This window comes from Neobacillus terrae (assembly GCF_011393025.1).
In the GTDB taxonomy this organism is placed as follows: Bacteria; Bacillota; Bacilli; order Bacillales; family Cytobacillaceae; genus Neobacillus_A; species Neobacillus_A terrae.
Map to the genome: position 1 here is coordinate 307532 of NZ_JAAOEO010000001.1, position 15818 is coordinate 323349.

At 40.1% G+C, this 15818-nt stretch carries 16 protein-coding genes; 15 read left to right on the top strand and 1 reads right to left on the bottom strand.

Annotation, left to right across the window (positions count from 1 at the left end):
* The first annotated feature begins 2 nt into the window (after nt 1-2).
* The 12 genes from G8761_RS01630 to G8761_RS01685 all read left to right on the top strand — a co-directional run bounded on the left by G8761_RS01630 (nt 3) and on the right by G8761_RS01685 (nt 11955).
* Nucleotides 3-1292: a peptidase gene (locus tag G8761_RS01630; RefSeq protein WP_166022985.1), complete on the top strand. Its 1290-nt coding sequence runs from the start codon at nt 3-5 to the stop codon at nt 1290-1292.
* Nucleotides 1289-2626 (top strand): 4-aminobutyrate--2-oxoglutarate transaminase, encoded by a 1338-nt coding sequence (gene gabT, locus G8761_RS01635; protein WP_166022987.1) that lies wholly within the window; start codon nt 1289-1291, stop codon nt 2624-2626. The genes G8761_RS01630 and gabT overlap by 4 nt, the downstream gene beginning before the upstream one ends.
* 108 nt (nt 2627-2734) lie before the next feature.
* Nucleotides 2735-4156 (top strand): aldehyde dehydrogenase family protein, encoded by a 1422-nt coding sequence (locus G8761_RS01640; protein WP_166022989.1) that lies wholly within the window; start codon nt 2735-2737, stop codon nt 4154-4156.
* Nucleotides 4157-4321: 165 nt separating this feature from the next.
* Nucleotides 4322-5173, top strand: coding sequence for a putative beta-lysine N-acetyltransferase (ablB, locus tag G8761_RS01645; RefSeq protein WP_166022991.1), 852 nt, complete (start codon nt 4322-4324; stop codon nt 5171-5173).
* 68 nt (nt 5174-5241) lie between these two features.
* Complete coding sequence (locus tag G8761_RS01650) at nt 5242-6654, top strand: sigma-54 interaction domain-containing protein (protein WP_166022993.1); 1413 nt, start codon at nt 5242-5244, stop codon at nt 6652-6654.
* Between the two features lie 163 nt (nt 6655-6817).
* Complete coding sequence (gene kamA, locus G8761_RS01655) at nt 6818-8254, top strand: lysine 2,3-aminomutase (RefSeq protein WP_166022995.1); 1437 nt, start codon at nt 6818-6820, stop codon at nt 8252-8254.
* A 12-nt stretch (nt 8255-8266) separates the two neighbouring features.
* A complete protein-coding gene (locus G8761_RS01660; RefSeq protein ID WP_166022997.1) occupies nt 8267-8557 on the top strand; it encodes a YokU family protein in 291 nt (96 codons plus the stop codon).
* 113 nt (nt 8558-8670) lie between these two features.
* Entirely contained in the window at nt 8671-8892 is a 222-nt protein-coding gene (locus tag G8761_RS01665) for a YozE family protein (protein ID WP_166022999.1), read from the top strand.
* 145 nt (nt 8893-9037) lie between these two features.
* Nucleotides 9038-9736, top strand: coding sequence for a hypothetical protein (locus G8761_RS01670; protein ID WP_166023001.1), 699 nt, complete (start codon nt 9038-9040; stop codon nt 9734-9736).
* Nucleotides 9737-10074: 338 nt separating this feature from the next.
* On the top strand, nt 10075-10251 hold the full coding sequence (locus tag G8761_RS01675; protein ID WP_166023003.1) for a YozD family protein: 177 nt from the start codon (nt 10075-10077) through the stop codon (nt 10249-10251).
* A gap of 513 nt (nt 10252-10764) precedes the next feature.
* On the top strand, nt 10765-11460 hold the full coding sequence (locus tag G8761_RS01680) for a sporulation protein (RefSeq protein ID WP_338000898.1): 696 nt from the start codon (nt 10765-10767) through the stop codon (nt 11458-11460).
* 186 nt (nt 11461-11646) lie between these two features.
* The gene (locus G8761_RS01685; protein ID WP_338000899.1) at nt 11647-11955 is read left to right on the top strand and encodes a YodL domain-containing protein; all 309 of its coding nucleotides are present in this window, start codon (nt 11647-11649) and stop codon (nt 11953-11955) included.
* Nucleotides 11956-12022: 67 nt separating this feature from the next.
* Here the strand turns inward: G8761_RS01685 and G8761_RS27595 are convergent, their stop codons facing one another.
* Nucleotides 12023-12157 (bottom strand): hypothetical protein, encoded by a 135-nt coding sequence (locus G8761_RS27595; RefSeq protein WP_275940676.1) that lies wholly within the window; start codon nt 12155-12157, stop codon nt 12023-12025.
* A 228-nt stretch (nt 12158-12385) separates the two neighbouring features.
* Here G8761_RS27595 and deoD point away from each other — a divergent pair, with 228 nt between their 5' ends.
* The 3 genes from deoD to G8761_RS01700 all read left to right on the top strand — a co-directional run bounded on the left by deoD (nt 12386) and on the right by G8761_RS01700 (nt 15718).
* A complete protein-coding gene (gene deoD / locus G8761_RS01690) occupies nt 12386-13090 on the top strand; it encodes a purine-nucleoside phosphorylase (RefSeq protein WP_166023007.1) in 705 nt (234 codons plus the stop codon).
* A gap of 197 nt (nt 13091-13287) precedes the next feature.
* Entirely contained in the window at nt 13288-14097 is an 810-nt protein-coding gene (locus G8761_RS01695) for a M15 family metallopeptidase (RefSeq protein ID WP_166023009.1), read from the top strand.
* A 124-nt stretch (nt 14098-14221) separates the two neighbouring features.
* A complete protein-coding gene (locus G8761_RS01700) occupies nt 14222-15718 on the top strand; it encodes a lmo1851 family serine protease (protein WP_166023011.1) in 1497 nt (498 codons plus the stop codon).
* Nucleotides 15719-15818: the final 100 nt, after the last annotated feature.

The window sequence follows — 15818 nt, forward strand, 5'->3', positions numbered from 1 at the left end:
GAATGGAAAAGATTCAGGAAAGAATTTTTGCAAGGCTGAAACACATCCGCCCAAGAACAGCGAGATTACTGCAGAAACTAGTCCAGGAAAACAGCACCCGCGGGAACGAAAGCAGCGCACAGGCCATCATTATAGAAAAATGCCGGCAAATTGGCCTAGAGCTTGATATTTGGGAAATTGGCGATGAAAAGCTTTACCACCATGAGGCCTATTGTTCAGACAGGAGTCAATATGAAGGAAACCCCAATGTTGTTGCAGTCCTGAAAGGAACCGGCGGTGGTAAATCAATTATTCTTAACGGGCATATTGATGTTGTTCCTGTAGGTGACTTAAATAATTGGGTTCATGATCCTTTCAGCGGCCATATTGAAAAGGGCAGGCTTTATGGCAGAGGTTCAACTGATATGAAGGGAGGCACAGCTGCCTTGTTGATGGCAGTCGAGGCCCTGGCCACTGTGGGTTTGAAGCTTAAAGGGGATGTGATTTTCCAGAGCGTTATAGAAGAAGAAAGTGGAGGAGCCGGCACTCTTGCGGCCGTATTAAGAGGATACAGGGCGGATGGTGCCATTATTCCTGAGCCCACAAATCTGAAAATATTTCCAAAACAGCAGGGCTCAATGTGGTATCGGATCACTGTAAAGGGTAGGGCTGCACATGGCGGCACACGGTATGAAGGAGTAAGTGCAATCGAAAAAGCTACCCTAATCATCCAGGCTCTTCAGGAGCTCGAGCGGGAAAGAAATACTAGAATTACAGATCCTCTTTACCAAAGCATACCAATACCGATCCCTATTAATATCGGAAAAATTCAGAGCGGGGAATGGCCATCTTCTGTTCCCGATACTGCTATTATCGAAGGAAGAATGGGTGTCGCACCTGATGAGGAGATGCTTTCGGCACAGGATGAGCTGGAATCCATACTGAATACAGTACAGGAAAACGATCCGTGGCTGAAGGAAAATCCTTTGAAGGTGGAATGGTTTGGCGGCCGCTGGCAGCCTGGAAGTCTCGAGGAGAACCATCCTTTATTAGGTGCCTTAAGCGAAAGCTACAAAGAAGTTTTCAAAGAAGAACCAGTAATCGAGGCTTCGCCATGGGGAACAGATGGAGGAATTTTATCCCGTTATGGAGGAACCCCTGTAGTTGTGTTTGGTCCGGGTATAACTGAAACGGCTCATGATGCCAATGAACATATTATTCTTGAAGATTTGTATAAATCGGCTGAAATTATTGCTCTCACTTTATTAAAGTGGTGTGAGGTGGAATCAGGAGGAGAGGGGGAGCAGGAATGAAATCAATTAATATAAAGACCAGTCTTCCGGGGCCTAAGGCGGCAGAGCTTCTGGAAAGAAAAAATAAAAATGTTCCGAAAGGTCCTTTTAATACGATTCAGACGTTTGCCAGTAAAGCAGAAGGAGCTCTTATAACAGATGTCGATGGGAATACATTTATTGATTTTGCGGGTGCCATTGGTACGCTAAATGCCGGCCATTGTCCTCCGAGGGTGGTAGAAGCGCTTCACCGCCAGATAGATTCATATCTTCACCCTTGCTTCCATGTCATGATGTATGAGCCCTATATTGAACTTGCGGAAACATTGAACAGTATTACTCCAGGGAATCATGATAAAAAAACATTCTTTTTAAGCAGCGGGGCAGAGGCCGTTGAAAACGCCGTTAAAATAGCTCGAAAATATACTGGCAGGAAAGCCATTATATCATTCGAACGCGGTTTCCATGGAAGAACTTATATGGCTATGTCGTTAACCAGTAAGGTAAAGCCTTATAAATACGAATTTGGCCCATTTGTTCCTGATACCTATAAGTGGGCTTATCCTTACTATTATCGCTCTGAATTTTTAACTGTTGAACAGCTGGATGAAGCTCTGCTAAAACGCTTTGAGACGTTTTTTCAAAGCGAAGTTCCTCCGGAAGATGTCGCTGCCGTTATCATGGAGCCCGTCCAGGGTGAGGGTGGCTTTGTTATCCCTTCCAGGAAGTTTGTTCAGGGTGTAAAAGCATTATGTGAAAAATATGGAATTCTTTTTATTGCAGACGAGGTACAGACGGGTTTTGGAAGAACTGGAAAAATGTTTGCCATTGAGCACTCTGATGTTATTCCTGATTTGATAACCATGTCTAAGTCCATAGGGGCAGGACTGCCAATCAGTGCCGTTACAGGCAGAGCTGAAATAATGGATGCAACCAATGTTGGCGAAATCGGTGGAACTTATGGGGGGAGCCCCCTTGGCTGTGTCGCTGCTCTTGAAGTAATTAAGACGATACAGGAAGAAGATTTGCTGGAAAGAGCAAATTTAATTGGGAAGGTTTTTAAAGAAAGATTCGATAGACTGCAGGTGGAGCAAATCGGAGAAGTACGGCAGTTAGGGGCGATGTGTGCGATTGAATTTGTAAAGGATAGGGCAAGCAGAGAACCTAATAAAGAACTTGTTCAAAGGGTTGTCCAGGACTGTCATCAGAATGGCCTGGTAGTTATGACCGCAGGCTTATACGGAAATATTATCCGTCTGCTGGTTCCTCTGGTGGTGACCGACAGCCAGCTTAATGAAGGGATAGCAGTACTTGAAAAAGCAATAAAAATCTGCACTCAGACCCAAAAAGCATAGCCTTCCAGGTAATTTACTTCAATTTTTGAAAGCATATTCCTCGATTTATCATATGAATCGTAAGAAAATAGAAATAGATTAGATAAATCATGCGGGGAGGTTTTTGTTTTGAAGCAGCTATTATGGATTAATGGTCAATACGTCGAAACAGAAAAGTACAACGAATTAAAAGGACCTTTTGGACAGGAAAAAATAGCAGATGTTGCAATGGCATCAGAAAACGATGTACTGAATGCTATTTCGGCTGCTGAAGAAGCTACTCTGAAAATGGCTGAGCTTACCTCTCATCAAAGAGCAGAAATACTCGAGAAAGTTGCTGGCCTGTTAAAAGATAACAGAGAAGAATGTGCCCGTATCATTGCAAAGGAAGCAGCAAAACCGATAAAAGCTGCCCGGACAGAAGTGGACCGGACCATCATGACTTATAAATTTGCGGCCAATGAAGCAAGAAGAATTCATGGTGAAACGGTACCTATGGATGCAGCACCGGGAGGCGAAGGAAGGCTCGCTTTTACAGTAAGAGAGCCGCTGGGTGTTATTGGAGCCATTACTCCATTTAATTTTCCTATGAATCTAGTTGCCCATAAAGTGGGTCCTGCCGTTGCCGCAGGTAATACAGTTGTTCTTAAGCCTGCCAGCCAAACCCCGCTTTCTGCTTATAAAATTGCTGAATACTTTCATGAAGCAGGACTTCCATCAGGAGCATTAAACGTTGTTTCCGGCAGCGGAAGTAAGGTTGGCGACGTTCTAATGAAGGATAATCGAATCAAAATGATCACCTTCACCGGGAGCCCGGAGGTAGGAAAGTATATTCGAGAAAACTCCGGCCTGAAGAGGGTAACACTTGAACTTGGTTCCAATTCGGGAGTCATTGTAGATGAAGGAGTTAACCTTGAAAAGGCTGTACCACGCATTGTTACAGGAGCGTTTGCTTACCAGGGCCAGGTGTGCATCTCCGTTCAGCGCATCTATGTGCATGAAAATATTTTCGATACCTTTGTGGAGCTTTTCCTTCAGGAAACCCGTAAATTGAAATTAGGTGATCCCCTCCACGAAGATACTGATATTTCTGCGCTGATTTCAAAAAATGATTTTGACCGTACCAAAGACTGGGTTAATGAAGCAGTTGAAAATGGGGCAGTTTTAGCCAGCGGCGGAGAATCCAGAGAAGGCGTGTTTACTCCAACCGTTCTTCTAAATGCTTCTCCAAAAGACAAGGTTTCCTGTGAAGAAGCCTTTGCCCCTATTGTTCATATTAATAAATTCAAAACAGTAGATGAAGCAATCGGCATGGTAAATGAATCAAAATATGGCCTTCAGGCAGGGATTTTTACCAATGATATCAACAAAGCATTGAAAGCTGCGAAAAAGCTGGAGGTGGGAGGGGTCATGATAAATGAAATCCCAACCTTCCGCGTTGATCAAATGCCGTATGGCGGAGTTAAATTGAGTGGAATGGGCCGCGAGGGCATTAAATATGCAGTAGAAGAAATGACTGAATTAAAGCTGATCAGCTTTAAGACGGAATAATATTGTTGTGAAAAAATGCCTGGCCGTTTTTTAAGGCCAGGCATTTTTAAATATAAGGCAATTTTATTTGGTTTTTTATCATTTGGCTGTGTTAAAAGCGAAGGCCGGCAGCGAAAATCAACAATTAAGTTTAAGCCATATATAAAGGATAGAAAGGAGAAACCCATGCATCAGCCATCTTCTACCGTTTATTTAAATAAAGAGAACTATTACATGGAAGTTTTTTTGGACCCTTTTAATAAAAGGGTACGGATTGATGATTATCGGGGCAATTTATCCGCACTATTAAATAAATGTGAGAATTTAGCTCAGGAAAGCCAGGCCGAAAAATTGATTGTTAAAGGGAGGCCGGAGCACATCGGCCATCTACTTGAAGCTGGGTACGTGCTTGAAGCGAAGATTGGCGGATATTTTCGCGGAACAGATGCCTACTTTTTCACGAAATATTATAGTCCGGAGAGAAAAAAGAATGATCACTGGATTACAGAAGATGGAATGGTTAATAGTATTGTTCACTTAAATAAACCAAAGGAGATATCTCATCCTCCTGCAAAATTTGCTCTTATAAAGGCTGAAGAACGTCATGCGGAAAAACTCGCCACTTTATACGGGAATGTGTTCAAAATATATCCCACACCCCTTCAACAGCCTGAATATATTAAGAAAACAATGAGTGAAGGAACCGTTTACTTTATTTATATGGATGGCAATGAAATCATTAGTGCCGCATCTGCTGAAATAAATGATTTTTATAAAAATGCAGAATTGACCGATTGTGCAACCCTTCCTGAGTATCGACAGCACGGATTAATGAAGTTTTTATTGAAGCGGCTGGAGCGAGAGCTGCTTGAGAGAGGAATTTATTGCTCCTATTCCATCGCAAGGGCACTATCCTTCGGTATGAATGCGGTGCTGCATCAGCTTGGCTACCGGTATCAGGGAAGACTCATGAATAACTGTTATATATATGACAAGCTTGAAAATATGAACGTCTGGGTTCGAAATTTGGCAGAGTGACAGAAAATGGGCAAACAGTGACAATTTTTCGGCATCTCCTTCATATAGTTTTTAAGGGGGTGATATAGATGGTACAAATAGCAGACATGACAAAGGAAGTATTATCAGCCATTTTAAAAAGCATTGATGAGGGCATTCATGCCGTTAATACGGAGGGTAAAACTATTTTTTATAACAAAGTGGCTGCAAAGCATGATGGTCTTACGATAGATGAAGTCCTTGGAAGACCCCTGATTGAGGCTTTTCCTTCTCTGACTGAAAATTCCAGTACCTTGCTGCGTGTTATTAGAACACAAAAGCCTATTTATAACCAGACACAGGTTTATGTTAATAAGCATGGAAACAGAATTGAAACCATGAATACAACCCTTCCGATTTTTGTGAGAAATAAAGTTATTGGAGCAGTCGAGATTGCGAAGGATTATTCCAGGATGAAGCTTTTAGCAGAGAGACTGCTGGAGCTGCAAAAAGGTTTTTCTAACATAGAAAAAAACGGGCGGCCGGGTACAAACGTCAAATACACGTTTAGTGACTTAATGACAGTGAACCCTGAATTTATTCGAATCAAAGAAGAAGCTATGAAGCTAGCCAAGGCCGATTCACCCATTTTGGTATATGGCGAAAGCGGAACAGGAAAAGAACTGTTTGTTCAGGGAATACATGAAGCATCACGCAGATCGGATGGTCCTTTTATCGCGCAAAACTGTGCTGCTATACCGGAAACTCTTTTGGAGAGTATCCTGTTTGGTACTGCCAAGGGCAGTTATACCGGTGCAATCGAAAGAAAAGGGTTATTTGAGCTTGCTGATGGAGGTACACTTTTTCTTGATGAACTTCACACCATGCCGATAGAGCTGCAAGCAAAGCTGTTAAGAGTACTTGAAGAGGGTACTGTCAGGAGAGTAGGCAGTTCACATAATATATCCATAAATGTTCGTGTAGCTGCTGCAATGAATGAACATCCGAGCCAGGCTCTTCAGGAAAAAAAACTGCGCTCAGATCTGTATTACAGATTAAATGTATTCACATTTTCCCTATTGCCGCTAAGAGAGAGAAAGGATGATATACTTTTCCTAACAGACTATTTTATAAAAATGTATAATAACGATTTAAGGAAAGCTGTTAGTGGAATTGAGAGGGAAGTGGAGATTTTGTTTCTTCAATACCCATGGCCGGGAAATGTCAGGGAGCTGAAGCATTCGCTCGAATATATGATGAATGTATGCGAAGAGGAAAAGCTTGCATTTAGTGATTTGCCCATAATGTTAAAGAACAAATCGCTTCCATCTGAAGAACTTCAAATCAGTGCAGAATCTCTTTCACTAAGAAAGAATATTAGGAACCTTGAAGAAAAGTTGATTGAAAGTGCCTTGGAAAAGACAGGAGGAAATATCAATCAAGCAGCGAAATTGCTTGAAGTTCCCCGGCAAACACTTCAATACAAAATAAACAAATACTCAGATCTTTTAAGTGAAAATTGAAGACAAAAATTTAATTAATCCTCCTAACCCAGACTGCCGGAAATCCGGCGGTTTTTTTATTTTAAAAAATCTTTAACAGCGTTTTAATCAATAAAATGCCCTAAATAAAAGTTGGCATGAAAATTGCAAAGAGTTAAGCAAAGGGTATTAGGAGGAATTAATTATGAAACAAGATTTATATAAGCCTAAAAGGCATTGGAAGGATATAGAGTTGTGGAAGGACGTTACAGAGGAACAGTGGAATGACTGGATCTGGCAGCTTACAAATACAGTAAGAACTTTAGAAGATTTAAAAAAGGTTATAAACCTGACTCCAGAAGAGGAAGAGGGGGTTAGGATTTCGACAAAAACGATCCCTCTCAATATAACACCCTATTATGCCTCACTTATGAATCCAGATGATCCGCGATGCCCAATCCGTATGCAGTCAGTTCCCATTTCTAAAGAGATTTATAAAACAAAGTATGACCTGGAGGATCCTCTCCATGAAGATGAGGATTCGCCTGTTCCGGGGCTTACACACCGGTATCCTGATCGTGTTTTGTTCCTGGTAACGAACCAATGTTCAATGTATTGCCGTTATTGCACCAGAAGGCGCTTCTCAGGTCAAATAGGGATGGGAGTGCCAAAAAAACAGCTGGATGCCGCGATTTCATATATTGCTAATACACCGCAAGTACGCGATGTTTTAATTTCCGGCGGTGATGGTTTGCTCATTAATGACAACATCCTCGAATATATATTAAAAAACCTGCGAGAAATCGACCATGTGGAAATAATCAGAATAGGTACGAGAGCCCCTGTTGTTTTTCCTCAGAGAATTACCGAAAATTTGTGCAATATTCTAAAAAAATATCATCCGGTATGGCTGAATACACATTTTAACACTTCAATTGAAATTACCGAAGATTCTAAACGGGCCTGTGAAATGCTCGCAAATTCAGGGGTTCCGGTTGGAAATCAGTCAGTAATCCTTGCAGGAATAAATGACAGTGTCCCTATTATGAAGAAGTTAATGCATGACCTTGTAAAGATTCGAGTCCGACCATACTATATTTATCAATGTGATTTATCTGAAGGAATTGGGCATTTCAGGGCGCCCGTTTCAAAAGGTCTTGAAATTATTGAAGGATTACGGGGACACACATCGGGATATGCGGTTCCAACCTTTGTTGTTGATGCTCCAGGCGGTGGCGGAAAAATTTCACTTCAGCCAAATTACCTCATTTCACAAAGTGCCAGTAAGGTGGTTCTTCGTAATTTTGAGGGAGTAATAACTTCTTATCCTGAGCCAGAAAATTATACCTCAGGAAAAGCAGAAGATTACTTTCAGCAGGTTTACCCAAACATGGAGGAAAAAAGATCAAACGTGGGCATCTCCTCGATAATGAATGAAAGCCAATTTAATCTTGTGCCTGAGGGGCTGGCTCGACTAAACCGCAGGGAGCAATATGCCCATGATCCAGGTCATATGTCTTTAAAAGATAAGCGTGAAAAAAGGGATGAGCTGAAAGAGAAGAAGTTTAAAGCGCAAAGTGAAAAAACAACCCAGCAGCCTAAATTGCCAAAATTGGAGGGAGAAACTTCAGCAAAAGAGTGAGGAGGAATAAAAATGGCCAGTCTATGTGAATGGTGCGGGAGTCCTAGTTTTAAAATTGAAACAAAAAAGGTGTACTGGGAACTTCCTGATGGAACAAGGGCAATTGAAATCATAGACACTCCAACGGTTTGTTGCGGAGATTGTGGAATGACCTATCAAACTGCAGACACCGTAAAGGAAATTGAGGACCAACTGTTTCTGATTAATACCAAACAACTCTCCAGAAGTGTAAGTTATAGTGAATTAATGGAAAAACCACGCTTGTTAAAAAGAAACTACTTTGATTTCAGCGGCGAGGAATAGGATTTCGGAGGCAGAGGATAAAGTTTTAAAATATGGACGGAGCAGAAAAATTCGTTATAATATATAAACTAGAGAGTCCGGGTTTGTCCGGGCAAGAAAGAAAGGCGTTTTATATGAGTAAATCATTTTATCATTTTTTAATGAAATACCGTCATCCGAAACCTCCGGATAATATCAGCCGCTTTGCAAATGATGCCTATCTAGACCATAGCTTTCCAAAGAATTCTTATGATTACGAAGAAATAAGTTCTTACTTGGAATTAAACGGACAGTATTTAGAAAGTATGGCTATTTTCGATGATGCCTGGGATTTGTATATCTCAATTGAAGGCTAAAAAAAAATAAAAATATAAGTAAAATGATGATCGCCTCTTTTCATAAGAAGGCGATTTTTTCTTTTCTTATACGTCGCGTCCTCCATCCCTATGCATATACTATTGTAATCAATTTTCACGGCTCATCATTGAGAGGATGGAGGATATGGATAAAAGCAAAAAGCCGAAATATAAGATCGGTGATACAGTCGTGATAACCATGTATGGGACAGTCGGGAAAATTACCGATGTAAAATGGCTGGAAGATAAGTATGTTTATGAAGTCAATAACAGTGAAGGTCTATACCTTGAATCTGGCCTTCAATTGCTATCAGAGTATGAGGGCAGTGTGGTTGAACAGGAACATATAGATATAGAATATAAATTTTTCTTTGGGGATTTAGTTCAGGTAACGGGTTATGGTTCGGAGCTTTTTAAAGTTGTAGGTTTCCGCACGGAGATTTGGCGTTACAAAGAGGATGCATGGGAAGATGTGATCTATGAACTATCACGGGTTAGCGATGGGGAATGGCTTGAAGCAAACGAAGAGGAGTTAACCCTTATTGCTGATTCGGAAAGTGCCGATACGTTTATTCAGAAACTTGGCCTATTGCATCCAATCAATAAGCAGCAGAAAAAGAAAGTCAACTTAGAAAAGCCTGCACAGGGCTACAGGAAGGCTGAAAGGGAAGAGATGGACCGAAAAAAAGACCGGCAGCAATTAATCGACCATCTTTTGGATATTTATAATGATTACCGTATATTATACGAAATGTTCCATGACCAGGAGTATTACCATGTAATGAGGGTGGTTGTAAGAAAATTGCAAAGCCTAATGAATAATGATGGGAAAAGTCACGTTTAATTCATGTGGAAAAATGATAATAGAACATATAAAAAGAAAGGGATACAACCCCATTTAATTATTATAAAAAGAAGGTCTGTAAAGTTTCCAAAAAGGGGAATCAAGAAGCCTTCATCGTTGTTTGCATCCTGAATTAAATTTTCTACTAGTACTCTAAACCCTTTCATAACATCCGCTCCAATTCAATGATTTGTGTTTCAATATATGCTTGTCCTAAAATGAATAGAATAAGATAGTGAAAATTTAAGAATCGGAGCATTGAATGTATACGCTTTTTCTATTTAAATAGCATGAAAAAGCTTGGTCCTTCATACATTCAGTAAAAAGGGGGAGATGCTATGAGAGAAATTGAAGTATTTATTGATACGGAAGAAATTGCGGAATTTTTCTTTCATCAGCTTACGAAAAGAGGTTACGTTCCCTCCGAAGAGGAGCTTGAGGAACTTGCAGACATCACCTTCGAATACTTAATTGAGAAAAGTATTATCGATGAAGAAATTGAGGGAGAAGGTTAATCTGCAAGGGATAGATAATCTTTCATTGTTATAAACTCCATAATTATGCAACTATCGGTTATAAGCACAAAAAAGACGGAGCAGCAGGCTTCGTCTTTTTTAATGGTTAAGAAAGTAAAAAGAAAGTTTTACCGTTTAAATTGTCTAGCACCAGCGCCCAGCGAGTTTTCACCTTTGAAAAGCTTCTTTGAATATCTTGCTTCAAGTATGACCGCAGGTGATACTTGGTGCAGCTAGTATCCATCCCGCTTCTCCCTACGATAAGTCAACATCGAACTCAAGTGCTCCTGCGCCACAGCTTTTTCAAAGAAGCTTATGTTCAACTCGTCGCAAAGCTGCATGTCGTCTATTCAGAGAAGCCGTTACAGGAAGTTTACTCAGGCAGTTGCTTCGCTGTACGGCGCTTGCGCTTTTCTTACGGTCAGCCTTCCTTTTTTGAAACCTTTCAGGCTGCACATCGTATGTATCAATAAGTAAACATAGAAAGATATTTTAGTAAGGGGGAGAAAGTATATGTCATTTTTCAATAAAGTTTTTGCCAGTGTGGGAATAGGGGCGGCATCTGTTGATACCAAATTGGAAAAAGATACTTACACGCCGGGAGAAACCATGAAGGGCTCTATTTTTGTCAAAGGAGGAAGTGTGGATCAGGAAATTGACGAGATTATTCTGTCAGTACACACAACTTATATGAAAGAATCGAATGATCGAAAATATAATGTTTCAGCCTGCGTTGAAAGGATGGCTGCTGCTTCTCCGTTTATTATCAGGGCTGGTGAAGAAAGATCTTTTCCTTTTTCCTTTAAGCTGCCTGAGGATACTCCTATTACGATAGGAAGAACAAAAATCTGGCTTTCAACAGGGCTTGATATCAAAAAAGCCATGGATCCCAGCGACCAGGACTATATAAAAGTAATCCCAACAAATCTAATGGCTGCAGTACTCCATTCCGCCCAAAACCTAGGTTTCCGTTTAAGGGAAGCGGATTGTCAGGAGGCTCCGAGACGATTGAGAGGGCGAACGCCGTTTATTCAGGAATTTGAGTTTGTTCCTGCTTCAGGAAGGTTCCGTGGCCTTTTGGATGAATTGGAAGTTGCATTTATCCCTGCTGGAAATGGAAATATCAACGTTCTTTTACAAGTTGACCGAAGAGCGAGGTGCTTGCTGGCCTATTGTCATATGCCCTGGAAATGGATGAGACCCATATAAGTCTTACTATGTCTCCTTCTGATATTTCAGTAGTACCTGACATCCTGGAAAGAGCAATTGAAAAATTCTCCTGATTTAACAGCAGATTTGTATTCGACAAAAATAGTGGAATTTTGATGAAGGAAACGAATGGGCAGCTGTTTAACTTTATACAAAAGAGCTAACAGAATATTTGGAGGGGTTAACGTGATTAAATTTCTCGCCAAGAAAGCAGCTGTCCATTACGATGTGACCATTTTCCAGACTCCGAGCTTCCGACAAAATAAAGGATACCGTGAAGTATATCGAACTTTAGTCTTTGGCCAGGGGCATAATGATTGCCTCGAAAAGGTATTTAAAAAATTTAATGTCTCTGATTCAATGCCGGGTGACTATAAAGGAAGATTTTTAACCACTGGGGATATTATTATGATTGATCAGGGTAAATTTGGCCAATTTTATTATCGATTACAGCCCGATGGATGGAAAACGATTAATCGAATTCATATTAGATGAAAAAGTATCCGCTTGCAGGAAGAAGGTATTCACAATAGGAATACCTTCTTTTTTGTTTATATTTTCTTTAAACTTTATTCTTTCTCCCGCCAGCTGCAGTCCATTCTTTTGCATGAGCGTTATGTTCCGCCTCGATGGCTTCCGGCGGAATATGATTATTCTTCTTTTGTCCATTTATGCGATTTCGGTGTTTTTTTCCCATTGTTACCCCTCCCGCTCAATATGGAATTCACGAGAAAAACTTACTTCCCCTTATAAAGGAAGCATGAACACGGCTTTTGCAGTAAAGCCTATATATAGCTTTTCCTTAAAACAAAAAAACATGAAGCAGACAGGAAAGGTTTTTCAATCAAAATGTCTTTGTGGTATAGTTGGATTGTTCATTGGTCAAGTTAACCAATTTATTAAATGACTGGAGGATATTCTATTTATGAGTATACATATTGGAGCAAAAGAAAATGAAATTGCTGAAACAGTACTATTGCCTGGAGACCCTCTTAGAGCAAAATATATTGCTGAAACATTTTTAGAAAATGCTGTCTGTTATAATGAAGTAAGAAATATGTTTGGCTACACTGGAACCTACAAAGGAAAAAGAATTTCTGTACAAGGTACAGGAATGGGTATTCCCTCTATCTCCATTTATGTAAACGAATTAATGCAAAGCTACAATGTACAAAACCTTATCCGTGTTGGAACTTGCGGAGCGATTCAAAGAGATGTAAAGGTACGTGATGTGATTCTTGCTATGACAGCTTCTACAGATTCCCAAATGAATCGTTTGACTTTTGGTGGAATTGATTACGCCCCGACAGCGAATTTCGACCTGTTAAAAAAGGCATACGATGCTGGTCTAGAAAAGGGTCTTAATCTGAAGGCAGGAAATGTATTTACAGCTGACCAGTTTTATAATGATAATGCCGATCATGAAAAATGGGCTAAATATCAGATTTTGGCCATTGAAATGGAAACGACCGCTCTTTATACTCTTGCGGCTAAATTTGGACGTAAAGCTCTTTCAATATTAACTGTAAGTGACCATATTTTAACCGGTGAAGAAACCACTGCAGAAGAACGCCAGCTAACATTCAATGATATGATTGAAGTAGCACTTGAAGCCGCTATTAAGGAATAAATTACGAACTCCTCCTATTTTGGGAGGAGTTTTCTTCATTAAGGACAATTTTACAGATGAAAGGACTTTAATTCGTGTATGTTCTTTTCCATATTTTTCTTCATTATTGGTAAGTCCAAAGTCCTCTGGATTCCATGTCAATCTATGCTAGAATAGATTTATTGTCAAAAAATCTATTTGAACCAGGTGAAATTATAATGAGAAAGTTTTTAGTTATTATCGGATGCAGCATTCTTTTAGCGGGCTGCGGCAAGCTTGAGCCGCTCATAAACAAGCTGCCATTTACGAATGACAACGAAAGCGGGCAGCATAAAAAAAACACTGGCAATAATAACGAAAATAAAAAGGCAACTATTGGAGGTCCAGTGCTCCAAGCAGCTTATTTTAATAAAATCAAAGTGGCAAATGGGAAAAAAGTTATACAAAATCCAGATAATATTTTAGCACTGGTAAATAAAGACTTCGCTTTGCCGGAGAATTATACACCAGCAGATCTCGTTCGTCCAAATGTTCCTTTTTCGTTTGGAGCACAAAAAATAGAAAAAAGTTATATTCGCCAGGAAGCTGCAACGGCACTTGAGAGGATGTTTAGTGATGCTAAAAAAGCAGGAGTGGAGCTATATGCTGTGTCCGGATACCGGTCATATGCCCGCCAAAAAACCTTGTTTGATGCAGAAGTCTATCATGTAGGCAGAGAAAAGGCGGAACAAGCTGTAGCTGTGCCAGGAACCAGTGAGCATCAGACTGGCCTAGCCATGGATATTTCTTCTCCATCCCAGCATCTTGATTTAACTCAGGCCTATGACAAATCAAAAGAAGGAAAATGGCTCGCTCAAAATGCCCATAAATATGGTTTCATCCTCCGCTACCCTAAAGGGAAAGAAAGTGTGACGGTTTATGAATTTGAACCATGGCATTTTCGTTATGTTGGTATTAAGGCTGCCAGAGAGATATATAAAAGGAACTGGACCCTCGAGGAATATTTTAAAGAGGTAAGAAAAATTTAAAGAGGTGTACTTCGGTATTCCTCTTTTTTCTCATGATTTTTTAATAAATTGTTCATGAACTTTTCTTTGCTAATTTTCTATTAAGAATGTTATTCTAATCAGTAAGGATTTTAATACATATGACATGAAGGTTACGAAAGTGGTGAATGATTTGGAAGAACAAAAGGTTGATCAGGGACAGGAGACACCTGAAAAAAAGCCGGGATTAATTCGGCTGAAGAAATGGCAATTATCCTTGATTTTGCTGCTAACAGTCTTACTCACTGCTGGCATAACAGCATTCTCACTTGGATCAGGCAAAGAGAAAACAGTTGCAATTAATACAAACAGGCCTGAGTTCAATAAACTTTATACTGCCTTTGACACACTTCAAAATGGCTATTATCAAAAATTAGACGAAAAGAAGCTTGTGAATGGTGCTATTAATGGAATGGTTGAATCACTTGATGATCCATACTCGGATTATATGAACAATGAGGAATCAAAAGGATTTCATCAAGTTATTTCTTCTTCATTTGAGGGCATTGGTGCCGAAATCCAGGAAAAGGATGGACACATCATCATAGTCTCACCTATAAAAGGTTCTCCGGCTGAAAAAGCAGGGTTAAAGCCAAACGACATCGTTTTATCTGTGGATGGCAAGAGCCTGCAGGGAATGAGCTCTTCCGAAGCGGTAACGCTTATTAGAGGGAAAAAAGGGACAAAGGTACAGCTTACAATTCAGCGTCCGGGCACAGAGGGTAATACAAAGGTACCAATTATCCGTGATGAAATCCCGATTGAAACAGTATATGGTGAAATGGTTGGCGATGGAGTGGCGAAGGTCCAATTGACAAACTTCTCTACTAATTCATCAAAAGAGCTTGTAGCAAAGTTAAATGAACTCCAGAAAAAGGGAATGAAAGGACTTGTTTTAGATTTACGCCAAAATCCAGGCGGTTTGCTGGATCAGGCTGTAAATATTTCAAGCTTATTTGTTCCAAAAGGAAAGATTTTATTTAAAGTGGAAGACCGAAACGGAAAAGTGAAAGAATATACTTCCCAAAATGATGGTAATCCTACATTGCCTCTTGTCGTTTTAATTGATAAAGGCAGTGCCAGCGCCTCAGAGATTCTTGCTTCAGCTGTTAAAGAGTCAGCAGGAGTTCCGCTTATTGGTGAAAAATCTTTCGGTAAAGGTACTGTCCAAACAGCTCAGGACTTCCCGGATGGATCCAATCTTAAATTTACAATGGCCAAGTGGCTTACACCTAATGGAAATTGGATTCATAAAAAAGGAATAAAACCGGATTTCGATGTTCCACTTCCAGAATATGCGAATCTGCAGGTCATCAATCCGGAAAAAGCCATGAAACTATCCGATACATCAACTGATGTGAAAACAGCACAAAAAATGCTGAAAGCAATCGGATATGACCCAGGCCGGGAAGATGGTTTCTTTGACGAAAAAACCCAGGCTGCAGTTATTAAATTCCAAAAGGATAACAAGCTTGATACAAACGGAGTATTAAGCGGAAAGTCATCTCTAAAGCTTATGGATTTACTTAGAGAGAAAATCGTTAAAAATGATACTCAATTAAACAAGGCAATTGAAGTCTTAAAAGAACGAATGAAAAAATAAAAATGGATATTTTAGACCCGGAAGCCAGAGCTTCCGGGTTTTTTCTTAGCTAATCAGAATTTATATTCATAAATTCTGAACGCAAGACGGACAGGATAAG

Excerpts from the sequence above, each read along its gene's own strand:
- G8761_RS01695 (WP_166023009.1), top strand. The coding sequence starts at position 13,288 with ATGAGAAAGTTTTTAGTTATTATCGGATGCAGCATTCTTTTAGCGGGC.
- G8761_RS27595 (WP_275940676.1), bottom strand. The coding sequence starts at position 12,157 with ATGGGAAAAAAACACCGAAATCGCATAAATGGACAAAAGAAGAATAAT.
- G8761_RS01650 (WP_166022993.1), top strand. The coding sequence starts at position 5,242 with ATGGTACAAATAGCAGACATGACAAAGGAAGTATTATCAGCCATTTTA.
- G8761_RS01680 (WP_338000898.1), top strand. The coding sequence starts at position 10,765 with ATGTCATTTTTCAATAAAGTTTTTGCCAGTGTGGGAATAGGGGCGGCA.
- G8761_RS01665 (WP_166022999.1), top strand. The coding sequence starts at position 8,671 with ATGAGTAAATCATTTTATCATTTTTTAATGAAATACCGTCATCCGAAA.
- G8761_RS01630 (WP_166022985.1), top strand. The coding sequence starts at position 3 with ATGGAAAAGATTCAGGAAAGAATTTTTGCAAGGCTGAAACACATCCGC.
- G8761_RS01670 (WP_166023001.1), top strand. The coding sequence starts at position 9,038 with ATGGATAAAAGCAAAAAGCCGAAATATAAGATCGGTGATACAGTCGTG.
- G8761_RS01660 (WP_166022997.1), top strand. The coding sequence starts at position 8,267 with ATGGCCAGTCTATGTGAATGGTGCGGGAGTCCTAGTTTTAAAATTGAA.
- G8761_RS01700 (WP_166023011.1), top strand. The coding sequence starts at position 14,222 with ATGAAGGTTACGAAAGTGGTGAATGATTTGGAAGAACAAAAGGTTGAT.
- ablB (WP_166022991.1), top strand. The coding sequence starts at position 4,322 with ATGCATCAGCCATCTTCTACCGTTTATTTAAATAAAGAGAACTATTAC.
- gabT (WP_166022987.1), top strand. The coding sequence starts at position 1,289 with ATGAAATCAATTAATATAAAGACCAGTCTTCCGGGGCCTAAGGCGGCA.
- G8761_RS01675 (WP_166023003.1), top strand. The coding sequence starts at position 10,075 with ATGAGAGAAATTGAAGTATTTATTGATACGGAAGAAATTGCGGAATTT.
- deoD (WP_166023007.1), top strand. The coding sequence starts at position 12,386 with ATGAGTATACATATTGGAGCAAAAGAAAATGAAATTGCTGAAACAGTA.
- kamA (WP_166022995.1), top strand. The coding sequence starts at position 6,818 with ATGAAACAAGATTTATATAAGCCTAAAAGGCATTGGAAGGATATAGAG.